This window comes from Roseibium marinum (assembly GCF_002906165.1).
In the GTDB taxonomy this organism is placed as follows: Bacteria; Pseudomonadota; Alphaproteobacteria; order Rhizobiales; family Stappiaceae; genus Roseibium; species Roseibium marinum.
Map to the genome: position 1 here is coordinate 93,813 of NZ_PPCN01000010.1, position 21,918 is coordinate 115,730.

General features: G+C 65.3%; 18 protein-coding genes. 2 read left to right on the forward strand and 16 right to left on the reverse strand.

The genetic code is table 11. The features are described 5' to 3' along the window. Genes CLV41_RS20175 through CLV41_RS20185 form a run of 3 tightly spaced genes read right to left on the reverse strand, consistent with a single transcriptional unit; the run spans position 1 to position 2,863 of the window. A complete protein-coding gene (locus tag CLV41_RS20175; protein WP_103224379.1) occupies positions 1-1,065 on the reverse strand; it encodes a FecCD family ABC transporter permease in 1,065 nt (354 codons plus the stop codon). Beyond that, a complete protein-coding gene (locus tag CLV41_RS20180; protein ID WP_103224232.1) occupies positions 1,065-2,078 on the reverse strand; it encodes a FecCD family ABC transporter permease in 1,014 nt (337 codons plus the stop codon). The genes CLV41_RS20175 and CLV41_RS20180 overlap by 1 nt, the downstream gene beginning before the upstream one ends. Continuing rightward, positions 2,078-2,863 (reverse strand): ABC transporter ATP-binding protein, encoded by a 786-nt coding sequence (locus CLV41_RS20185; RefSeq protein WP_103224233.1) that lies wholly within the window; start codon positions 2,861-2,863, stop codon positions 2,078-2,080. Before CLV41_RS20185 ends, CLV41_RS20180 begins: the two co-directional genes overlap by 1 nt. A 112-nt stretch (positions 2,864-2,975) precedes the next feature. Here CLV41_RS20185 and CLV41_RS20190 point away from each other — a divergent pair, with 112 nt between their 5' ends. Continuing rightward, positions 2,976-4,283: an NtaA/DmoA family FMN-dependent monooxygenase gene (locus tag CLV41_RS20190; protein ID WP_103224234.1), complete on the forward strand. Its 1,308-nt coding sequence runs from the start codon at positions 2,976-2,978 to the stop codon at positions 4,281-4,283. 67 nt (positions 4,284-4,350) lie between these two features. Further along, entirely contained in the window at positions 4,351-5,484 is a 1,134-nt protein-coding gene (locus CLV41_RS20195; RefSeq protein ID WP_103224235.1) for a type III PLP-dependent enzyme, read from the forward strand. Between the two features lie 226 nt (positions 5,485-5,710). Here the strand turns inward: CLV41_RS20195 and CLV41_RS20200 are convergent, their stop codons facing one another. From CLV41_RS20200 to CLV41_RS20260, 13 genes are all read right to left on the reverse strand, one after another. Continuing rightward, complete coding sequence (locus CLV41_RS20200; RefSeq protein WP_103224236.1) at positions 5,711-8,509, reverse strand: VWA domain-containing protein; 2,799 nt, start codon at positions 8,507-8,509, stop codon at positions 5,711-5,713. Between the two features lie 25 nt (positions 8,510-8,534). Then, entirely contained in the window at positions 8,535-10,295 is a 1,761-nt protein-coding gene (locus CLV41_RS20205) for a hypothetical protein (RefSeq protein WP_103224237.1), read from the reverse strand. Positions 10,296-10,308: 13 nt separating this feature from the next. After that, a complete protein-coding gene (locus CLV41_RS20210; RefSeq protein WP_146048611.1) occupies positions 10,309-10,845 on the reverse strand; it encodes a hypothetical protein in 537 nt (178 codons plus the stop codon). Positions 10,846-10,859: 14 nt separating this feature from the next. Further along, a complete protein-coding gene (locus CLV41_RS20215) occupies positions 10,860-14,012 on the reverse strand; it encodes a phage tail protein (protein WP_103224239.1) in 3,153 nt (1,050 codons plus the stop codon). Between the two features lie 70 nt (positions 14,013-14,082). Next, complete coding sequence (locus CLV41_RS20220; RefSeq protein WP_103224240.1) at positions 14,083-15,597, reverse strand: putative baseplate assembly protein; 1,515 nt, start codon at positions 15,595-15,597, stop codon at positions 14,083-14,085. A gap of 11 nt (positions 15,598-15,608) precedes the next feature. Next, a complete protein-coding gene (locus CLV41_RS27840; RefSeq protein ID WP_103224241.1) occupies positions 15,609-15,995 on the reverse strand; it encodes a GPW/gp25 family protein in 387 nt (128 codons plus the stop codon). Next, on the reverse strand, positions 15,992-16,378 hold the full coding sequence (locus CLV41_RS27845; protein ID WP_103224242.1) for a hypothetical protein: 387 nt from the start codon (positions 16,376-16,378) through the stop codon (positions 15,992-15,994). Before CLV41_RS27845 ends, CLV41_RS27840 begins: the two co-directional genes overlap by 4 nt. A gap of 19 nt (positions 16,379-16,397) precedes the next feature. Next, entirely contained in the window at positions 16,398-17,123 is a 726-nt protein-coding gene (locus CLV41_RS20235; RefSeq protein WP_103224243.1) for a hypothetical protein, read from the reverse strand. Position 17,124: 1 nt separating this feature from the next. After that, positions 17,125-17,592 carry a phage baseplate assembly protein V gene (locus CLV41_RS20240; protein WP_103224244.1) on the reverse strand — a complete coding sequence of 156 codons (468 nt, stop codon included), beginning with the start codon at positions 17,590-17,592 and terminating at the stop codon, positions 17,125-17,127. Positions 17,593-17,601: 9 nt separating this feature from the next. Further along, positions 17,602-18,720 carry a phage late control D family protein gene (locus CLV41_RS20245; protein ID WP_103224245.1) on the reverse strand — a complete coding sequence of 373 codons (1,119 nt, stop codon included), beginning with the start codon at positions 18,718-18,720 and terminating at the stop codon, positions 17,602-17,604. Continuing rightward, the gene (locus CLV41_RS20250; protein ID WP_103224246.1) at positions 18,720-19,034 is read right to left on the reverse strand and encodes a LysM peptidoglycan-binding domain-containing protein; all 315 of its coding nucleotides are present in this window, start codon (positions 19,032-19,034) and stop codon (positions 18,720-18,722) included. The genes CLV41_RS20245 and CLV41_RS20250 overlap by 1 nt, the downstream gene beginning before the upstream one ends. Further along, entirely contained in the window at positions 19,031-19,600 is a 570-nt protein-coding gene (locus tag CLV41_RS20255; RefSeq protein WP_103224247.1) for a CIS tube protein, read from the reverse strand. The genes CLV41_RS20250 and CLV41_RS20255 overlap by 4 nt, the downstream gene beginning before the upstream one ends. Positions 19,601-19,603: 3 nt before the next feature. Further along, a complete protein-coding gene (locus tag CLV41_RS20260) occupies positions 19,604-21,784 on the reverse strand; it encodes a hypothetical protein (RefSeq protein WP_103224248.1) in 2,181 nt (726 codons plus the stop codon). Between the last annotated feature and the right edge of the window lie 134 nt (positions 21,785-21,918).

Consider the following 21,918-nt stretch of genomic DNA (forward strand, 5'->3'; position numbering starts at 1 on the left):
TCAACGTGACTGTTGTTTCCTCAGCGCCTGAAGACGCAGGGCAATGATGAAGAGCGGGACACCGATCATCGTCAGGCTGAGTCCCAGCGGCAGGGGAAGACCTCCGGCGAGACTGCGTGTCACGGCGTCGGCCGCAACAACAAGGATTCCGCCCACAAGACCGGAGAGAAAGAGCCTGGCCCGGGCAATGGCCGGTGAGATGAAGCCGGCGATATGCGGCGCAAGAACGCCAAGGAAAACCAGCGGCCCCACCGCCGTCACCGCGGCGGCGCTCAGCACGACGGCGAAAACAAGAATGACCGGACGCGATCTTGCCACGGGCTCTCCGAGCGCCATCGCCATTTCCGTTCCCAGGTCGAAGGTCGCCATGGCCGGACCGACCAGCAGGATCCCGGCAAGACTGAGCACAAACAGCGGTATGAACGCCGTGATCATCGTCCAGTTGGCCTGGAAGAGAGACCCGGCCAACCATTCCGAAAGCGCGATGGAGGTTTCCGTCGGCAGGTAAAGAATGAGAAGCGAGCCGAAAGAGGATAGAACCGTTTCAATGGCGATCCCCATCAGGACGATCGACAGGCCGCTCGACCGCTCCCCTCCGACCAGCCAGAGGAGCAGTCCCGCGACGCAAAGCCCTCCGGCCACCGCGGCAAGCACAACAAGGCTTTTCGGTGCCGCGGGGGCGACGATCAGAAGAAGCATGATCATCGTCATCGATCCCTGACTGAAGCCGAACAGGCCGGGATCTGCGAGCGGGTTGCGCGCGATTGACTGCAACAGCGCGCCGGAAAGCGCGACCGCCCATCCCACCATGAAACCGAGCAGGATCCGTGGCAGCCGCACCGTCCAGAGAGCATAGCCCTCGGCTCCGGAAAGCGGATCGCCGGAAAGCGCGCTCAGCAGATCGAAAAATCCGGTATTCGTGAGACCAAGTCCGGTGGAAATCGCCGCCAGGAGAACAGCGGCCACGGCAAAACCGGCGCCCGCGCGGAGATTGCCGATCCGCATCTGAAGACCGTTTGACAGGCGCAGAACCCGTTTCCCGTCCATCGCTGTGCCGCGCCTGATCATGCCGTCTCCCGATTTGACGGCGAAAGATAGAAACGCTTGACGATCACCACGAAAACGATACCGCCGAGCAGATCCGTCACCAGCCCCGTGCTGAGGACATAAGGATGCAGGGCTTGTCTGGCGACAAGGTCGGCCAGGAGGCAGATGACGGCCCCGGTTGCGAAGGCGGCGGGCAGGGCGAAGACAAGATTGTTGCCCACGAAGGGGCGCACGATATGCGGCACGACCAGGCCGACGAAACCGATCGGGCCGCATACGGCAACCGCTGACCCCGACCCGAGAACGGCGGCAAGGATCGCGGCACGGGACACAAGCGGAACATTGACACCGGCCGACGCGGCCTTTTCCGCTCCGAACAGGATCAGCGTCAGAGGGCGTGCGAGCACGATAAAGGCAGCTATGGAGGCCGCGCCGATCCACCAGAACATCGCCAGGCGGTCGATATAGGCATGGTTGATGTTGCCGATCACCCAGCTGAGAAAATCGGAGCGCCGCGCGGGGTCGGACAGAAGCAGCGCATTGGTGATGCCGGTGAACAGCATGGAAACCAGCGCGCCCGACAGGATAAGGGACAGCCCGCGCGGATCGTTCTGGCGGCCCGCGAAGCGGGCAACCGCAACGCAGGACAAAAAGCCGGCCAGAGCACCGGCCAGCGCGGCGGCGCCCTGCAGGCCCGTTCCAATGTTAAAGAGCAGTGCGCCGGCAACCAGGAACATGGCCGCCCCGGCATTGACACCCATGGTGGCGGGCGAAGCCAGGGGGTTGCGCACAAGGCTCTGCAGCACGACACCGCTGGTGGCGGAGATACTTCCGACATAGATCGCTGTCAGGCTCCGTGGGACCCTTTGGAACAGAAGAACGGCTTCCTCGTAACTTTGCGCCTCGAAATGCAGAAATGCTGCGATCAAACCCGGAATTTCGGCCGGTCGAAATCCGTAAAACAGATGCGCGGCGAGCGTGAACGCCAAAATGGGCAGGGCCGCGAGAAGAAAAAGACCGCGCTTTTCCATCAGGAGACAGTGGCGTGGCCCGCACGCTCCGGAAAGCAGACGAGGCGGCCGTCCCGCCGAAAAATCTGCGTCCTGAGGTCGAAGACCTGCTCGATATTCTGCGTGGTCACCGTTTCGGCAACCGGTCCCGCCGTCAGGCACTTGCCCGACCGCATAAGAATGACGTCGTCCGCGAATGCGGTCGTCAGGTTAAGATCATGCAGGACCGCGATGACCGTCTTGCCGTGGGTCTCCGTCAGGTCCCGGACCAGTTCGAGAACGGCAAACTGGTACTTCATGTCCAGGTGGTTTACCGGCTCGTCCATCAGGATGACGTCCGTGTCCTGGGCTAGCACCATGGCGATCCAGGCGCGCTGGCGCTGGCCGCCCGAAAGCTTGTTGACCGGAAAGTCGGCCCTGTCGCTCAGGCCGACCGTTTCAAGCACCTGCCGGTAAAGCGCGCGGTCGCGCTCCGAAGGCCCGCCAACCAGCGAATAGCGCGCGTAACCCGCCAGCTCGATCAGTTCGCCAAGCGTCATGTAATCCGGGCAGAAACAGTCCTGCGGCAGGTAGGCAATCCTGCGCGCGAGCTTTTTCCGGCCGATCCGCGGCACCGGTTCGCCCTCCAGGAAAATGTCCCCGGAACGCACGGGCAGGAACCCCATGATCGCCTTCAACAGGCTGGATTTTCCGCAGCCATTCGGCCCGACGACCGCCGTCAGCCGGCCCTTCTGGAACCGGACGGAGACATCGCTCAGCACATCCAGTTTTCCATAAGCCGCGCTTACGTGTCTTGTCTCCAGCAATTTCGACCTCTTGACCTTCTGCAATGCAGAAGTCTTTATACTATCCGAAACGAGCCAGCAAACCCAAAGCAAGCTCTCAAACTCGTTTCCAATCCAGTCAAGAGCGGATTTGATGCCCCCCTTAAAGAAATTGCATATCGGAATGTCGCTCGCCCCGACATGGCTCAGCGGCGATGCCTGGCGGCGCCCGGACAGTGGTGTCGAAGGCCTTTACGGCAGCGACCTTTATCTCGACATCGCGCTGCGTGCGGAGCAGGCGAAGCTGGACTTCGCCTTTCTGCCGGATTCGCTGTTTCTGAATACGACCCTGCTGGACTCCGGTACGGGCTTCGCCAGTCTCGACCCGACACTCCTCCTGGCATCGATCGCGCGCGAAACTTCCCGTATAGGCCTGCTTTCGACCGCCTCGACGACCTTCTATCCGCCCTATATTGTCGCGCGGCAGATCCAGTCCCTGAACTGGCTCAGCAACGGCCGCGCCGGCTGGAATATTGTCACGGCCCTGGACGGCAATGGAAATTTCGGCCTGTCCGAGATGCCGAGCCCGGAAGAAAGATATGCCCGGGCGGCGGAGTTCACCGAAGTCGTCAGGCTGCTCTGGGAGAGCTATCCCAACGAAGCCCTGAAACTGGACAGGGAGAGCGGCCGGTTCGCCGATCCTAGCCTCGTCAAAGTCATCGACCATGAAGGGGCCTTTTTCAGCGTCAAGGGCCCGCTGAACCTGCCCCGCCACGGCAGGGTGCCGATCCCGCTCGTGCAGGCGGGGGCTTCCGATGCCGGACGTGCCTTCGCCGCCTCGGTGGCCGACGCGATCTTCGCTTCCACCCCGGACAGGTCGGCCGCCGGTGACCTGCGCTCGGACCTGCGCAGCCGCGCCGAAGCGCGCGGACGGCGCGGCGACGACATCCGGCTTCTACCCGGCCTCAGCCTTTACCTTGCTCCTACACGCGCGGAAGCGCAGGAGCTTTTTGCGGAGACCAATGCCCGCACGAGCCGGGAGCGCTGCCTGGTCACCGTCCATGAAATGACGGGTCTGGATCTTTCAAGCTGGCCGGCGGACAGGCCGGTGAGGGCATCGGACCTGCCGCCGCCTCCGGAAAAGGTGCGCAGCCGGACCCATTCGCAGTTGCTGCGGCGGATGATCGAACGGGACGAACCGACGGTCGAGGACCTGCTCCGCCGCCCGGAAGTCATCGGGTCCGCCCACTGGCTTGTCGTCGGGACACCTGCCGACGCGGTGGCTGAGATCAGGGACTGGGCCACAGCCGGAGCGATCGACGGTTTCGTCGCGTTTCCGGGCGGTTCGGTGGAGTCCGTGCGGCTGTTTCTGGAACAGGTCGTCCCGGAGCTCAGCGATCTGGGCCTTTTCCGCAAGGACTATGCGGGCGCGACCTTTTTCGATCATCTGAGCGACAACTGAAACCCGTGCGTCAACGGACCGACAGGCAATTTCAAAAGGCCACGCTTCCCAACTGAAGGAGGATCCAGTGACCACGAAGAAGATTCTCGATTTCCTCGACCGCCACCGGACCGAGGGGCCGTGTCTGGTCGTCGACCTTGAGGTCGTCCGCAAGAATTACCGCACCTACAAGCGCGCTCTGCCGCGCACGAGAATCCACTATGCGGTCAAGGCCAATCCGGCTCCGGAAGTCCTGGCGCTGCTCGTCCGTCTCGGTGCATCCTTTGATGTGGCTTCGATCCGGGAAGTGGAGATGGCCCTGCGTGCAGGTGCATCCGCGGGCAGCATTTCCTACGGCAATACGATCAAGAAAGAAGGCGATATTTCGCGTGCCCACCAACTGGGTATTCGCCAGTTCGCGGCCGACTGCCCGGAGGAAGTTGAAAAGATAGCCCGCGCGGCGCCCGGAGCACAGGTTTTCTGCAGGTTGCTGACCGATGGAGCCGGCGCCGAATGGCCGCTCTCACGCAAATTCGGCTGCGATCCGGCCGTCGCGTGCGACGTCATGCGCCACGCCCGGCGGCTCGGACTTGATCCCTGCGGGCTGTCCTTCCATGTCGGCTCGCAGCAAACCGATCCGTTCGCCTGGCAGCGCGCTCTGGAAGAGGTCGTGCGGGTATTTCACGTCCTTGCCGGCGATGGCATTGTTATCAAGTGCCTCAATCTCGGTGGCGGATTTCCATCGCGCTATCTGCGCGACGTTCCGCTGGCGGCGGACTACGGCCGCGAGATCCTCCGCGCCCTCAGATCCCGTTTCGGCAACGCCTTTCCCGATACGGTGATTGAGCCCGGTCGCGGCCTTGTCGGCGATGCCGGGGCAATCAGGTCCGAAGTCGTCCTGATTTCACGGAAATCCGGCAGCGATCCGTTGCAATGGGTCTATCTCGACATCGGCAAGTTTAACGGACTGGCGGAAACGATGGACGAGGCGATCCGTTACCCGATAACGAGCAGATACGGCCGCGGGAAAGCGGTGCCGTGCATCCTGGCGGGCCCGACCTGCGATTCTGTGGATGTGCTCTATGAAAACACGCCCTGCCGGCTGCCCCATGACCTTAAAATCGGCGATGAGGTTCTGATCGGCGGCACCGGAGCCTACACGGCCACCTATGCCTCCGTGGGGTTCAACGGTTTTCCGCCTCTGGAGGTGCATGTCGTGTAATTGAGGCGCCTGGTTTCTGACCTGAAGGGTCCAGGTCAGAAGCCTGGCGCCTGAAAAAGAGGGCCTTTTGCGCTCCGGTCACGGTCACCCTGACCGAAACGGATCCTCCAGGACGAGAAGGGGCCCGTAACATTCTTCTGACTTCGGAAGATATTTTATTCTCTTCCGGGATTTGGGCTTGGTTCGCCGCTAAGCGCGCGCCCTGATGGCGCGCGCGTTGCTCTGCCTACCGGGTGACGCGGGGCGGTATGGGGGAGACCTGCAGCGCGGGGACCCAGGTACCAGGCTCTTTTTTCCCTTCGGCGGCGGTCGCCGAGTAGACCGCCGAAACCGCGAGATTGGCGCGGGCGCCGATGGTCAGCATCCCTTCGACGAAACCGGATTTGCGAAGGTCGCGGTAACCGCCCACCAGCCGCGCGCAGTCAATCGCCATAGCCTGCCCGGCCGCCAGACTGAGGCTGCCCAGGTCCTGTGGTTTGCCATCCGGGATAGCCGGAGCGAAGCGCAGGGTTACGCGTCCGCCGCCGCCGGTCGCCAGGAGATTGACCACAGTGTGGTAGAGACCGGGTGCGAGCGGACCTCCGGGCTTTTCAATGCCCCCGCAAATCATCTTGACGTCCCAGGCGCGATCTGTTTGCGGGGCAGAGCCACCATCCAGCTCGCGCACAAAAGTTGCATCGCGCAGAGAGATTGTGGGATTGCAGGTGGTGCCTGCGGGACAGCCGACCACGACTTGGTAGGAACCGTCAAGATTGTCCACCACCGCGCCGATCTGCTCGGCGTTTCCTCCAACCGCGATGGCGGTGGCGAAGGCCGGGCCGACCAGCACACCGTTGGCGTCTTGCGGCGTGAATGTAAGCGTGGAACAGGTCAAACCGGCAGGACAGACCTGCGCAGGTTTGACCGCGATGGAGGCAAGGGTTCGTTTTTCGTCAATCAGCAGGGACTTGACGAAGTCCGTCCGGAACACGCGCTGGAACGGCCCGTTGAGTTTGGAATCCGGCGCATCCACTTGAAACGTAATGTTATAGACCCCCTCAAAAACAGAGGAGTCGGTTTCAGCCAGGTAAATGCCCGGATCGGTTTCCTTAAGATCGTAGGTGATCCCGGAAGCCTGACTCAGTGCCTTTCTCAGTTCGTCTCCGGGACCGGAAACTCCGAGCGCAGTCAGCGCTTTGGCCGCCGCCGCCGAAAACGGGTCACTGTCCGGAATGTTGACTTTCGGAGTGATTTTGAGCCTGGCAAGGACATCCCCCCGATTTCCCTGCGGCGCGCGGACGGTGGCGCGTACCGAGCCGTTGGGCAGACCGGTGACAGGCTGGCCCGCCTCGGTGAGTTCGGCGCGCAACCGAAACGGCTTGTTCAGTCCAGGAGACGCCTCGCGCACGTTGAAAGTGGTGGCGATGGTGGCATTGTCGGAGATGATCGTGGTGGTGGCATCGAACACCCTTGAGACCTCGAAGACAGGTCGGGCAACGAGCGTCCAGTCGCCGCCGAGATCGTCGATACGGATCCGGCGCCCCGACGCATCTTCACCGTAGGCGGGCGCGCGCAAGGTCATCGCCCAATGGTCGCTCCCACCCTCGGAACGGTGCGCGCTGGCGATATCGATGGTGATGCCGTCCTTCACCAGGGTCATGGCTGCCAGTCCGTTGCCCGGCCGCTGCCAGCCCAGCAGCGCGGTGAAACTGATGGAATCGCGGCCGATGCTGAAACTGTGAGTGAGGGTATCCGGTCCGGTGTCTCTGACGAGTTGGTGCGAGGCGATGTCCACCAGCTCCAGCTTGTCGCCGATCAGCGCGCGGTTGAGCACTTCAAGAAAGAAGGTGACAAGTTCCGGGTCGCCCGGATCGACCGAGGTCGTCTCGACCAGAAGACCCGCGCCCATCTCGTCCTGGCAGCGAACGTCGCTGATCGCCTGCAGGTCGAGTGGATCGGCGGTGCCTTCGGCACGCAGCGCGAAAATGCACAGATCGAAGCCGGTCGGCACGTCCTGGATATTCGCTCCGGTGTCGGAGTTGGAATTGGGATTCAGCCGCAGGATGTCGCCCACAAGCCGCAGGTAGACCGGGTTGTTCTGGATGCCGTCGGAAAACAGCATCATCAGATTGTTCTCGCCGGCATTTGCTGCCAGCACGTTGTCGAGCGCATCCACGCCGTCCCCGATCGAAGTCCCTCCGCCAGGGGAAAGCGTGGAGTTTATCGAGGTGACAATGCCGTCGATGGTGGGCGTATTTGCGCCGATGAGGTTTTGTATGGTGTGCGAGGACGTGTCGAAGGCCACGGCGGCGATCTGGTCGCCCGGAAGTATATAGGCCTTGGCAACCGTCGCCATCTGCCCCAGCCCGCGCGTCAGCACGGCCCACCGGGTTGGTTCGCAGCCGGCGGGCGGCGGGCCGGTGACCTCGCAGCCCGGTTGCAGCGGATTGTTCGACCAGCCCATGGAGCCCGATTTGTCTATGACCAGTCCGAGGTTGGCCTGGGGACGGGCGGCGATGGGTTGCGGCGGGCCATTGGGGGCGGTGTTGGAGTCAAAATCGGTGAAAGTGTGGAACGGCAGGGCCGGAGTGAGATTCTGGATCTCGACGCGGATGTTCGCGGAGGCCTCCAGCAGACCGAGATGGTAGATCACCACATCGGTATACCCACCCGAGGAGTCGAGCCGATAGTAGCAGCTGCCGGCGGTCGTGGCGTCGAACTCCGGTTCCAGGCCTCCGCCAGGAATGGGTGTTGTGCATTCCTTGGGCGTTGAAAAGGGTGGGGAGGTGCCGGCGGTCAGCCGCACGCAGGCTCCGCTGGTGCCACAAGTGCCGGTGGCTGCCAGCGGCAGGGCTGTCGCGTCCGCCGAGACGAAGCGGAATATAAAAGGCTTGGTGTTCGTGCCATGAGCGCTGTTGAACGTGGCGTCCCAGCCGGCGCCATCTTCCGACGGGGAAGAATTCGTGAGGTCAATGGTGACCGGGGCGGCCAGTGCCGGCAGGGCCAGTGTGGCCGCGAATACCGGGCCGAGCAGATAACGGAGCATAACTGATTTCTCCTTTCGGGGTCTGTCAGACTTCGAACACCAGCGCAAAGCCGCGCAGGTCGGTCGATGTGCGGTAGGTAAGACGGATGTTGCCACCCGGCTCTTCGGTCATTGTCGGCTGGAGCGGGATTTCGGATGCCGTCGCGATGGTTGCTCTGAGAAGCCGGCGGCGGTCGGAAAGATCGAAGCCGCCGGGAGCGACTTCCAGCCTGGCCGTTTCCAGGTCGAAGGTCGTGCTGCCTCCGTCGCGGACGGTGAAGGCGAGGGTTGTCTCGCCCGTCGGCGTCGCCGCCGAGGCGAGGCCGATGGCGGCGGAGGTGACGGAATTGGTGACCGGGGTGAATCCACCTTCCCACGCGGTGGTGTCGGGGTCCCACCGCTTGGTCTCGAAACCCCAGGCAGGCCCGCCCTCGGCCTTCACCAGCCGCACACCGCCTTCAGGTGCACGGCCCAGCGAGAAGACCACGTCACCCGCTGCAGCGGCGTCAGCCACGGCCGCGGGACTGGCGCTGGCGGCACCCGGGGTGATTGTGCCCGATTGCAGCACCGTACCGGCCGAGGTGTCCCGCCAGACGATGTGGAGGGTGTCCGTCTCGTCGGTTGCGGTGACCGGGTTTGCGTTGTCACTACCGGTGGAAACGGTGATTTCGGTGGCCCAGACGCTCGCCTCGTGGCGCCGGGCGAAGATCTCATCGACTCCGCCACCGCTTGAACCTTGATAAACCGCCCAGATCACGTCTCCCGGCTGGGACGCGATGCAGAGGCTGCCGGTGGACAGTCCGCCGGTCAGATCGAACTGTTGGGCAGGTGCACCGAAGCCGCCTCCGGGCAGTTCGTCCTGCCGGAACAGTGCGTTGGTGCCCGGCGCGCCGGATGGTCCTATCCACCAGAGCCGGCGAAGCCCGCTGGGGCCATAGGAAAGTCGAGGGAAGCCGGGGGTGAGATTGTTGAATGTCTCGGGTCCGAGGATGGCCGCGCGGCCATCGCGCAGGATGGCGTTGATCACCTCGCGCAGGGAAAACCCCAGACGCGGTCCGGAGCCGTCGACCGCGTAGCCCGGACCAAAGCTGTCCGCGGCGATCTGGGCGAAATCTCCCCGCGTGGGCGTTGCCACGCCGGTACGGCGCAGATCGGTCACATCGGCGGCGTTGATCTGGTCGTCGCCGTTGCGCCGGTCGATACGGGCGAGAGCGAGATAGGCATGGCCTGCCTCGAAATCAGGGTCGCCGCCGTCGGGGAGTGCCGTTCCCTCGCGCCAGCGAACGGCAAATTCGCGGATCAGCCGGGCGCTGGATTCCACGCCGAGCGCAGGAAGCACAAGGCTGGGGTCTTCGGCCGCTTCCAGGAGCCGCTCCCAGACATCCAGGTAGATGGTCAGGGTGCCGTCCGCGGCTGGCGTGGGAATCTCGGGGATCTCCACCGTACCGAGCCGGGCCGCGGTGTCGGCGGCTCCGGGTTGGCTGCTGTGCAAGGGCTGGCTTCGAAAAAGCCTGTCGGCGACGAGCCGCACCGCGTGGCCCTGTACCATCATCAGCCCGGCTGCGGGGCCGGAAGGGCCGGCGAGAATGTCGAAGTCATTGTTAGCGCCGGTGCCCGAGATCTCGAAAGCAGAGGAGTCCGCGGGGGCACCGTCGCCAACCACGTCGCGCAGGATAAAGCGCACTTCCGCGCGGCGGATATCGATTTCCTCGTTCAGGTCGCAGTCGCATAATGGTGTGCCCTGGGCAAAGCGCACGGCACTGAAACGGTTCAGCGGGTCGAAGGTGTCGGGCGTGATGACGGCCATCGGAACTCTCCTTTCAAAACCTGAGCCAGATCGTGCGCTCGAGTGGCGCGACCGGATCCTTGTGGATGACGGGGTGGGTGACGTAGTCGATCAGTACGGAGCTGCCGTCGAGATCGCCCACGAGGCCGAACTCTCGCAGCCCCGCGTCAGTGTGGTTGGCGTCGGGCCAGGGCGGCTGACCGGCACCGAACACGGCAGCGATGCGCACAAGATTGGTGGGCGTTGGAGATGCGACATCACCATCGAGGAAGTCGAGTGTGAGGTCGGCAAGCGGCAGCACGAAAGGGTTGGCGTCGACCAGGGCGGTCCGGTCCGTGGTTGCCGCGGGCGTCCCCGCGCTGTCCCAGGCCGGATTGCCCCGGCCGATGGCCAGTCCGCTGATGCCGGAGGCGGTGGGGGCTCCGCGCATGAAGGTCGCGAGCAGGCGGCGGCAATCGTTGACGACGGCGTTCTTGCGGATGCCGCTGTCGAAAAGGACGTGGCCGTCGGGCGCGCGCAGGACGTCGCGCCAGTCGCCGCGAAGGCCGGTGGTCTCAGGGGAGGATGTCATGGCGCGGCCTTTCGTCATTGCAAAGGTAGAAAGAACAGCCGGTTGCGCAGCGAGGCGAGATCCGCCGGGTCGGCGGTCCGGTGCGTGAGGCTGTTAGTTAGCAGGAAGCGCAGGTCAGGCGCGGCGGCGGTGCTGGCATCGGCGTAGGGGCCGACATTTTCCACCACGGGTCCGCGATCCTCCCACCGTTCCCCGATATCGTCGAAGGGGCTGTAGACTTCCTCCAGAGTGCGTTCGGGCGCAACGGCGAGGGCGAGCCGCAGATTGATGGGCTTGTATCGCTCGAGCACCCCGGCCAGCCGGGTTTGACGCTCCGCGGTCAGCGGTGCGCCGGTGGCCGCGCGGCGGATATAGGCGGTCACGGTTTCGCGCGTGCGCAGCTCGGATGGAGATAGCGCGGGTTCGGCAATGGCCTGTGTGCCGGGCCGCCGGACGAGCCCGAGGGGGCCAATTGGGCGCTGGGCCGTATAGGTCAGCAGATCCGTCTGGCGGTCGCGCAGGCCGAGCCGTGCCGTGTCGGACGGATCGACGGTGAGCGCTCCGGCGGCATGGGGAACAAGACCCAGCCCGTCCTCCCGCCGGCTCTTGAGAGTGGACCCCGGCAGGTTGCGGGGCGTGCGCGTGGCTGCGGGAGCGTCATCGGAACGGAAGATCAGCTCCAGCGTACCGTCGCCGAGGCTCAGTGGCAGCGGCGCGCTGTCGTTGAAGGCATCGGAAAGCACGGCGGATGGAGTGGCTGCGGGACCGGCGGCAAGCGGCACGGAAAGGCTGTGCAGCGCGCGGCCGCCGCTCCGGTCGGAGCTCAGAAACAGCAGGAAGCCGCCGCCTGTCTCTGGTCCGGGAGCCGGTTCGCGGTCCGCCGCGCGGCCGCCGGGCGGCTGGTTGGTGATTGCGGCCTCGGCGTCCCATCCCGGGATGCCGGGGTCGAAGCGGCGGCGGCGGACGGTCCAGCGGTCTTCCCCGGGAGCCGTTGGGTCGCGGCGGGCAAAGAAAAGATGCACCAGACCGTCTGAGCCGAGCCGCGCGGCCGGTTCGGCGGCATGATCCGCAAGCTGCTCGACCGGCGCCCACGCGCCAGCAGAAAAGCGCGTGGCCAGAAGCCGGCGGTTGTCGGCGGCGTTCACGACAAAGAGATAGGCCCCGCCCGCGCCGTCGGGGGCCAGAAAAGGGTCTTCCAGCCTGCCGGCGGGAAGCGTCGGAGAGGTTGCGTCGGCAAGCACCAGATCGAGCCCGTCGTTTCCGGAAGCGCTGGCGCGTGCCGGGTCGAGACCCAACACAGAGGCGGCGGTGGAGACACCGGGCCTCAGATCTAGGCTGAGCCGCACACCGCCACCTGCCTCATCGCTGACCAGCGCCACGCCGCCGTCGGCGCGCGGCTGGGCGGTGACACCGTCGAGCCGCAATGTGAGCAGCGAAACCAGTTCGGTCTGGGTCACCGCCGCGGGGTCGGCGAAATCGGTGGCGGCAAAGGCGATGCCTGTGCGCCGGGTTGCGCCGTCCCGGCGTGCGACCGTCAGCGCCAGGCTGGTGCCGGGAGGCAGGGACCAGGGGCCGGAGCTGCCCAGTGCCAGCCGGGCGGGGGCCGGATCGCCCAGCATGGCGAAACGCATTTCGATACGCGCGCGGGCGGTATTCGGGTTGGCGAGCCAGGCGAGCAACACACGGTCATCGGGCAAACGCATGGCTGCCGGACGGGCGGCCGGATCCGGGCCGGTGTCGAGCGCGAAGCTGTCCAGCCAGCGCGCGTTGCGCCGAACGCGCGCACGGATCCGTGCCCGGGCCGGCAAGGGGGGCGTCGAAACGGAGGCAACAGGAAGCGATGGGGCGGGGGCAAAGGGCAGATCGGGGGCGGGGGCGGGCAAACCCCGCAATCTGTCCTGCGCGGCGCGGCGCGTAACGGCGTCCGCGGGGTCGAATGTCTCGTAGAACATTAAGGTGGCATTGTCCGGCCCGGCTGTTGTCGCGACGGGCCGTCCGGCCGGGGCGGCGTCTGTGGAGCGGGGTGTGCACCGGGTGAAAAGCACGCGCAGCCGGGCCTCGGGGCCCGTTTCAGCGGTGGCAATCTCCAGTTCCCCACCGGGCAGTTCCCGTGCTGTCAGTTCCGGGGCGAGCGTGTTGATCACCGTGGCCAGTTCGGCAGCGGTCACCGCGGTGATGTCATCCACGTCGCCGGCATCGAGCCGGAGGTTGAAGGGGGCTTGCGAGCCGATCTCGAGGCGCAATGTGCCGCCGGGCGGGAAGTCGAACGGGCCGGTCAGGGAACCGGTGACGGTGGCAGGCGTCGCGGCGCCGCCGCTGGCTTCCACCTCGGGCAGGCCGAGCAGCGGAGCGAGGTCGTCGGCGGCGCGCCAAAGTCCGTCGCGTTGAATGAGGCTGCAGAGCGACCTGCGTGCCGGACGGTGGGTCCGCAGCAGACGGGCATGCCCTTCCACGAGATCGACCCGCCAGCCGGTGGAGCGTTCGATCAGGGTGGCGATGCCCTCGACGGAGCCGTTGCGGCGCAAAAGTGACGGTGCGAAACGCACGTCGTTGCGCCGGCGGGCGAGCGGCAGCGTTTCGTCCAATGCCCAGCCAAGGCTGTCGGCCAGCGCCCGCAAGGCGACCGGGGGACAATGATCCACGTCGCGCATGAGCGGCAGCGCCTCTGCGGTGCTGCGTATCAGATCGAAGGGGCGAAACAGCGCCAGGGCGAAGCGGCGAAGCGGACCGCTGCCGGCAAGTTCGGGCGGCAGGGCCGCAAGGGCGGAGCGTTGAGCCGGCGTAAGCACACCGAGGGCGGCGGCATCGAGCGGCGTGTCGAACCGCTGGTGGATCGCGGGCAGAAGTGCGTAGAGCCGTTCGGCTATGCCGCTGTGTTTGGCGGCAAAGGCTGTAGCGAGCGCTGTTTCCCCGTCGTGCAGGATGCCGGCGTCGTCGCGGGCAAAGATCCGGTAGTAACGAAAGGCAGGCGCCGCCGGGTCCTTGTCGGCCAGCGCGGCGATCGGCGGACCGTCGTAAAGCACTGTGCCGTCGTCGGAATTCCGCGGATGGGCGCGTTCGCGGCGCAACACCCGTATGCTGGTGAAGGCACCGGGCGCGAAGGCTTCGGAATCAGGGTTGGTCCAGGCCAGCCGGACGGTGCCGTCGTCCAGCCCCGGACGGGCGATGATATCGGTCACGGCCCTCATGGGTGGCCTCCCGGCGCGGAGCGGGAGGCTCCGAACCTGCAATCGGTACCATGCTGAGTGCGGTCCGCGATCATCCGGGCGTGTCCTCTAGCATCACCAGTTCCAGCGGCAGACCATCGGTGCCGCGATAGGGCCTCGGGAGCTGCCAGGCGGTCAGTTCGACAACCCCGTCACCGTCCACTCCACCATTTTGCGTGGTGGTGAAACGGTCGATGAACAGGAAGTCGACGCCCGCGAGGCTTTGTATCCGGTCATACAGACGGCTGAGATAGAGCGGTTCACCGAAGTCCACGGCGTCGAACGCGAAGAAGCGCTCCATCTCACTGATCACCGCATCGCGCACGGCGTTACGGGGCATGAACGGACCGGGGCGGACCCGGGCGCGAATGTAGACTTCCACGATGTCGGGCGGCAGCAGGCGCAGTTCCGTGCCGAGAATTCGGCGCGGTTCCAGCATGGCAGCGACATTGGCGCGCAGGGTCTCGGACGGTTCGGCCACCTGGCCCTGGGGCGCGAGGAAGAGGGCGACGCTGTTCCAGCCGGCGGCCACGGCGCGGGCTTTTCCGATGCCGGGAACGGACAGGGCAAGATCCTCGTAGTCGGCACGGCTGACGGCACGGTCCTGGGCCCGGAAAAGGCGTGGCGCGAAACGGCGGGCGACGTCCAGGTTCTCGGCCGCCCGGCCGCCGCCCGCCGCGCCGAGCGTGGTGGCGCCGCGAATGAGAGCGAGTTCGGGCCGCAGAGTGCTGCGAGCGGGAATGTTGCCCGCCGGACCGCCGCCGGTACGGTAGTCCGCGAGAATTGTGGCCGGGACAGCCAGAGAACCGGCAGGCGGCGCATAGCCGTTCACCCCGTCGCCGAGCAGCGCTGAGGCGATACCGTTCGCTGCGCGTCGGATAATGAAATGCCGGTCGGTCGGGCCGCTGTCGAGAAGCGTCTCCACTTCCTGCCAAACACGCGGGCCGCCCGCTTCGCTGACGGTCAGGCGCACCGATCCGGGCAGGACGTTCGGCTGCGACAGCGCATAGAGCTGGTTGGCGGACCCGTCGGCGCGGCCGATCTCCTCGCCGGACGTGGTGCGGCCCTCGATCACCGGAAAAGGCAGGGCATAGCGCAGGCCGCTGCGGGAAGCGTCGACGTTGCCCAGATCGGTTGCGGTGATCGTCACGTCGCGGGTCAGCTCGAAGCGGATGGTCTGGCCGCTGGAGGCGGTGAAGGAGAAGCCGGTGCCGATCGGAAGGATGAGCGGAGGAACGATCGACGCGTCGAAGGCCAGTTCCACCTCGGCGGTGGCGGCGGTGGCAGGCGCCCGCTCATAGCCGATCCAGCGCAGAAGCTGGGTCAGCGCTTCGGGATCGTCACCGGTCGAGGGCATCAGGTTCTGCGCGATGCGCGTCTGGTAGTAAAGTGCGATATCGGCGGCATAGGCGACGTACTGGCGCAACAGCGCGCCGATGTCGTTGTCGCTCTGGTCCGTGTATTCGGGCAGATTGCGGGCCGCGAGTTCGCGTAACGCGGCATCGAGTGAATCGAAATCGACGGCTGTGTAATCGATCGTTGGGGGACTGGTGCCGAGCTGATCCATTTCCACGCTCCTCAATCGACCGCGAGTTCAAACCGTTCAACGCCGCCGGTCAGCGCGGCGCGGTAGGTGAATGCGATTTCCAGCCGTTCGCGTACCCTGACGACCTCGATTTCCGAGACGATCTCCAGTTCGGGCGCGAAGGTGGCGATCGCGCGGGTCAACTCGTGGCGCACCAGGCCTACGAGGGTAGGCTCGCTGGTCTCGTTCACCGCGGACTGAACGCCACCGCCGAGCGAGCGCCGCATGGCGCGCTCGCCAATGCGGGTCAGCAACAGGTGGCGCAGGTTCTGGGACAGTTTCTCTGTTCCCCGGGAGCGGGCAACGCCGCCGTTTTCGAACCGGAAGGGGAAGGACGGGCCGAGAATGGGTGCGCGGCCGGGTCTGCCGCCGGAGGTCATCGGATCGCTCCCGTCAGACGGCTTGGCCGGCGGGACGGCGGCGCCGTGGGGGTCGGCAGTTTGCCGACGTCCTGTCGCAGGGCCTTGAGTGTCTGCGCGTCGGCGATGACCTTGGTCACACCCATGCGCCACTTCTCCATTTCCACCATCCATTTGGTTATGGCGGACAGCCAGTCGAAAAAAACGCGGTCGGAGTCGCGGTCGGCGCGGGTCTGGGCCGGGCCGACCGCGATATCGAACACGGCCTCGCCCAACGGTGCGATGTTGGCACGCACGTCCGGACGGTCGAGCTTCAGCTTTTGTTCGTCGGGCATAGTCTTGCGCATTGCCTCGATGAACGCATCGACGCAGATATCGGGGGTTGTGCCCAGGCCTTTGCCCATCGTTCATGCTCCTTCTTGTTCAGCCGCCGGCGATGGCGGCAACCACACTGACCGCCTCGTCCAGGGCGGTGACGGCTTCTTCCAGCTGGGTGATCGCGGCTTCCGCATCCGCGGCGGCGGACAGGTCCGCGCTCGGAAGGCCCACTTCTATGCCGACGATCCCGGTAAGAAGCCCGATGATGTCCATGATCGGCGCGATCGGTCCCATCATCGCGTTGGCCTGTTCGAGCGCGATCTCCGCATTGGCGGCGGCGCAGTCGAGCGAGGCGGTCAGCTGGAGGCTTGGCGGCTCGATGGACAGGTCTAAATCGGCTCTGGCGAGGGCGATGTCCGCCTTGAGACTGATCGACGACTTCAATAGGGTGATGACGCATTTGATGAATGAGATCAGCAATTTGAGAATGCCGACGATGGTCGGGGCCAGTCCCGCCGGGGTGAGCGAGACGAAGAGCCCGGAGATGCCGCCGATGGCGGCGATAAGGTCGGGTCCGTTGACCAGCGGATTGGTCGCGAAATCCTTGATCGCCACGATCACCTTGAGGATCTGCAGGATCGGCGCCAGTGACGACAGGGTGGGGGCGAGCTGGCCAAGCAGGTTCATCGTCACCTGGCAGTCGTTCGGCATTCCCTTGGACATGTCGAGGAAGGCGGAAAGCTTCGCCCCGCCGATTAGGGTGATCGACGGGATCTCCGGCGGTTCGGGAAGCTTGATACAGGGGATCTCGAAGGTGTCGGCCATGGTCATGTCAGATCGTGAAGCTTGCGGGCATCGGCGCGACGGGCCGGCCGTTGATGGTAACGATGGGTGCCTCGATGGTGATGGCGCCGGAGGCGCGAATGGTCAGGCGGGTCGGGGAGAAGATCTCCATGGCCTCCGCTCCGGCGGTGTCGCGCATGACGACGACGTGGCCTGTCGGAGAACGGATGGAACGCACGGTGGGATCGCCGCCGGGGGCGCTCACCGACCAGCCGCCATTCAGGATCTGGGTACCGACCCATACCGGGTTGTCGAGTTCACCACCTTCGAACTGAAGCCAGACCATGTCGCCTGTTTCGGGGATGAAGAAATGCCCGTGCGGCAGCAGCGGTTTGGCCCAGACCGTCTCGCCCGGCTCGAAAACCTGCGGTGCGGAAAGCTGCACCCTGCCAATACCGTCGGGGTCCGTGTTTTCCTGGACCGTGGCTGAGTAGAGACCGTAATATCCGTCTGCCATGCTGCCTCCTTAGCGCGTGCAGTTGAAACTGGTGGTGAAGCCCCGGGTGCCGACCGCGTGTGTCACCGAGTTGACGTACCATTCGCCGTTGTCGCGCTCGGCGCAGCCGTCAATGGTGACGATGGACTTGGCGCGCATGAAGATCGTTGCGATGACCGAGCCAGAACCGGACTGACCGAGGGTGCGTGTCGGTTCGGCCGCGTTGCGGCGGGAGACCTCCACGGGATCGCGGCGGACCTCTCCCGCGGTAAGGCGACGGGCGGCGATCTCCGCCTGGAAGGCGCGTTTGCGGGCGGTGCCCGCGGTGTAGAGTGCCTCGATACGGGTTCTGTCGGCAGGACTGGCGACCGCGAGGCGGGTCGGGTCGAGGTACCAGATATGGATCTCGGGCGGCGTGTCCTCGGACTCGACGATGTCGTTGCCGTCGTCGTCGACGTCGTGCAGCGCCTTCTGCCGGTCGACAAAGGAAACGTCGAACTTGGCGGAGAAGCTCAAGAGGTTGGATCCGGGGCCGAGCCGGTAGCGGAGCGGCAACCGGTCCACCCGGCGGGCGGCGAGCACGTCGCGCTCGGGGATGAAATAAAGCGCCTCCTGGCCGTCGGCGTTCAGCTCGACAAAGCACTTGGCCTTGTACTTGCGCGCAAGCTCCTGGAGAAACGCGAGATCGGTCTTGCCATCCTGATGAAGCGGCTTGCGGTCGACATCCGGATCGGGATCCAGCCGGACGGTGATGTCGGTGAAGCCGTGGCGCTCTCCGATCTCACGCACGATCGCGGTGACAGTGGTGTCCTTCCACTTCTTTTTCCGCTCCTCGTAGCCCATGCGGATCGAGCCGTCGGACCCCTTGAGCGACACCTGCGGCAGACCGTTCGTGCCGTAGCCAACCTCCACCTTGGTCACCACCGCCCGGATGAGGAGAGCGTGTCCGTTCGGTTCCGCATAGCCGAGGTCCACCTCGATCTCCGACCCCTCGATCAGGCAGTCGGCGAGGAAAAGCTGCGGGTCGGCGACGGTGACGGTGACCTCGTCCGCCCGCCGGTCGTCCTCGGTGACCGATGCGGCGGTCACCCAGTCGGTGATGTCGATACCTTCAAGAGTGACCGAAAGAAAGCTTGCGAGGACGGGCATCAGAACCTCCTCGCCCGGCCGGCGCGGGTCGGGCCGGCCGGCAACGGGATCGACAGGGTCTGGCCGGGCTGGATGTCGAAGGGATGCAACAGCGGGTTTGCGTCGAGGATCGCCGGCCAGAGCCTCTCGTCGCCGAGATAGAGGCGGGCGAGCGAATCCACTGTTTCTCCGGAGGTCACCACGTGTTCGACCAGCCTGCCTTCCGGCTCGGGGCGGAGCAGGCGCAATCCGCTTACCCGTCTGGGAAGGCCATCGGGACCGGTGACTTCGACGACCGGCAGAGTGGCCTGCCGGGACCCTGGCGAGACGGTCATGCCGCACCTCCCAGGGGAACGGTCAGATCGGGCGCGCCATAGGGCACGATCTCCTTTATCGTCATCCGGAGCGAGGCCGAGACCGGCAGCAGGGCGGCGTTGAACATGGTCTCTTCGACGGTCAGGTCGCTCAAAATGCAGTCGAGCACGCGCGTGCCCAGCGAGAGGACACAGACCGGCGGCGAGCGGAACTCCCGCGTGCTGGCGAAAGTGGCCGCCTGGCTGATGCCGGCGGACCGCCAGGATGGGTTGAGCGGGTAGAGCAGGGCCTGGTACTTGGCAATCTCGCCGCTGATGTCGCCGTCCTCGCCGATCTCGATCCGCCCGTTATTGGCGGCAAGCACACCCGCGATCTCGGCGCGGAATGACAGGCTGCGCTCGCCCCCCCTGACATATTGCCGGAAGGGAAGGATCTGGCCGGGTGCGTCGATGTCCGCATAGGTGACGGTGCGCCGGTCGGAGATCTTTTCGGGATTGAACTGGAAATAGGCGACGATCGGCGGCGCGGCATTGCGGGCGCGCAGCGAGCCCTGGGTGACGGAAGGTTTGAAGGGATGGTTGGTCATCGCTCAGCCTGCCTCCGCCCTGACGCCTTGCGCGAAGGCGTCGTCGCGGCTCAGTTCCGCCAGCCGGCTTGCGATCTGGCGCACGATCTCATCACCGAGCGCGGGTACGGAACCCTCGTCCACGGACTGAGCCGACACGGTGATATTGACAGCCCCGACAGAGACCGAGTTGTCGGCCCTCGGTGCGCCGGCTACCCCGCCGCCCTCGGCCATCGCGCGGGTCTGGCCCGGGTTGAGCACATATTCGCCTTCATGCAGCATGTAGGGGCCCGTGCTGTTGACCGGTCCGCCGGTGGCCATTCCGGGCAGCGATATCGAAGGCAATGAGGGCAGGGACGGCAGCGAGATCGAGGGCAGATTGCGAAGCGCCTCAGCCAGCCTGGAGGCATTGCTGGCGACGGTGTTGAGCAGGTCGGCCATCGCCCGCAGCACCTCGGCCAGCGCCGACAGGTGCGGACCTCCGATCTGGGCGGCGAGGCCGACGGCAAGCGTGGTCGCGGCAAGGGCGGCCAGCAGTCCCACGATCGTCCAGAAATTCGCCGGGTCGATGCTGGCCAGGGCGGTGGCGAGCGATGCGAAGGACTGGGCAACGGCGGCGATGGCGAAGGCGGCCTGGATCGATTGCTCGTCGAAGAGCATCAGCACCAGCCCCAGCAATCCGATGAAAATGACAATACCCAGAAGGCCGGCGGCCACGGTCTCCAGCTTGCCGCTGTCGGCCAGTTCGACGATCTTGTCGGCAATGGCGGTGAGTTGCTGAAAGACCTGGGCCATGGCCTCCATTGCCGGTGCGGCGTCGTCAGGAAAGAGCCGCAGGGCGAGACCGAGAAGTCCGACGAACAGCACGATGCCGATCAGTCCCTTGGCGATGGTCTCGAAATTGCTCTGTTGCGCGACGATGTTCTCGGCCAGCGCGTTGAGCGCCTCGAAGAGTGCGGGCATCTTTTCCATCGCCTGAATGGCGGTCTCGTCAAAGATGCGGAAAGCGGCGGCGGTGAGCAGCAGAAAACCGGCGAGAGCCAGCAGGCCGAGGGCGATATTCTGCAGATCGTCGCCCTTGAGGTTCTTGAAGAAGTGCATCAGGAGCACAAGTCCGACACCAAGCAGGATAAGCGATTTCACCAGCTCACCCGTGTTGTCCGGCATCAGCTGCAACGCTCCGGCGATGCCGTAAAGCAGCACGAGTGAAGCGGCGACGCCGACGATGACGCCGACGATTGCCTTTCCGCGGGTGAGCAGGAGCGCGAAGGCCAGAAGCACCGCGGCCACCACGGCCACCAGAATGGCTGCCCACATCATCAGGTCGGCGGCACCTTCCGGCATGAGGTGCAGCGCGCCGGCCAGGGCCGCAATGCCCAGAGCGGCGACCAGGGCGCCGACGCCCAGGACAAGGAGCGCGACGCCGGCCGGCCCGCCGAATATGGAAAGGAGCACCAGCAAGCCGGCTAATTTGGCAAGCTCGCTCATCTCGGGAAGTTCCTTGAGCGCCGCGGCGAGTGCATGGATCCCAAGCGCGGCCACCAGCGCGCCGATGCCGAAAATGAGAAGCGCGGCACCGGCCGGTCCGCCGAGTACCGCCATGGCCGTCATGAGTCCCACCAGCGCGGCGAGATCGAGGATCAGGTCGCCTAGATCGATCGATCGCAGGTTCGGGCCGATGTCGAAGACGTACTCGACCGACAACCGCCATGTGGCTCCGATAAGCAGTTTGATCGCGCCGAGGATCGCGAGGAGGATCTGGGAAATCAGCGACAGGTAGCCGGTGATCACACTCGCGAAGCGCAGCAGACCGGCAACGTCCCCCATCAGGGCCAGCAGCGCCGAGGTCTGGATCGAGAGATAGCTGCCGATCTGATTGAGCTTGACGTTTACGGCGCCGAGCGAACGCCAGATCTGGTCGAGCTTGAGATAGATCAGGATGGCGAAGACGAAGGTGCCGCCGGCCATCAGTTCGAGGAAGCCGAGATTCACGACCCGCACCGGTGTGACGAAGATCGGCGGAGCCTGGAGCGCGGCGGCCATTTCACGGATGGCTTCATAAGTGTCGAGGCCGATCCGGGTCAGCGGGTCGCGCCGGCGCTCCAGCGCGCGTCCGAGCCGGTCAAGCTGGTCGGCCATCTGGGCGCCGGCTCCGAATTCGACGCCAAGCGCGCCGGCGAAGCCTTCATCTAGCGAGATCGGCATCGCGTCTCACCTCCGCCCGCTCTTGGCGGCAGCCGCCTCGCGCTGGAGTTGGTCGGAGAGCAGCTCCAGATATGCGTGCCGGTCGTCCATTGCCAGATCCATGATCTCTTTGTTTCCCCAGTGCAGGTGATAGG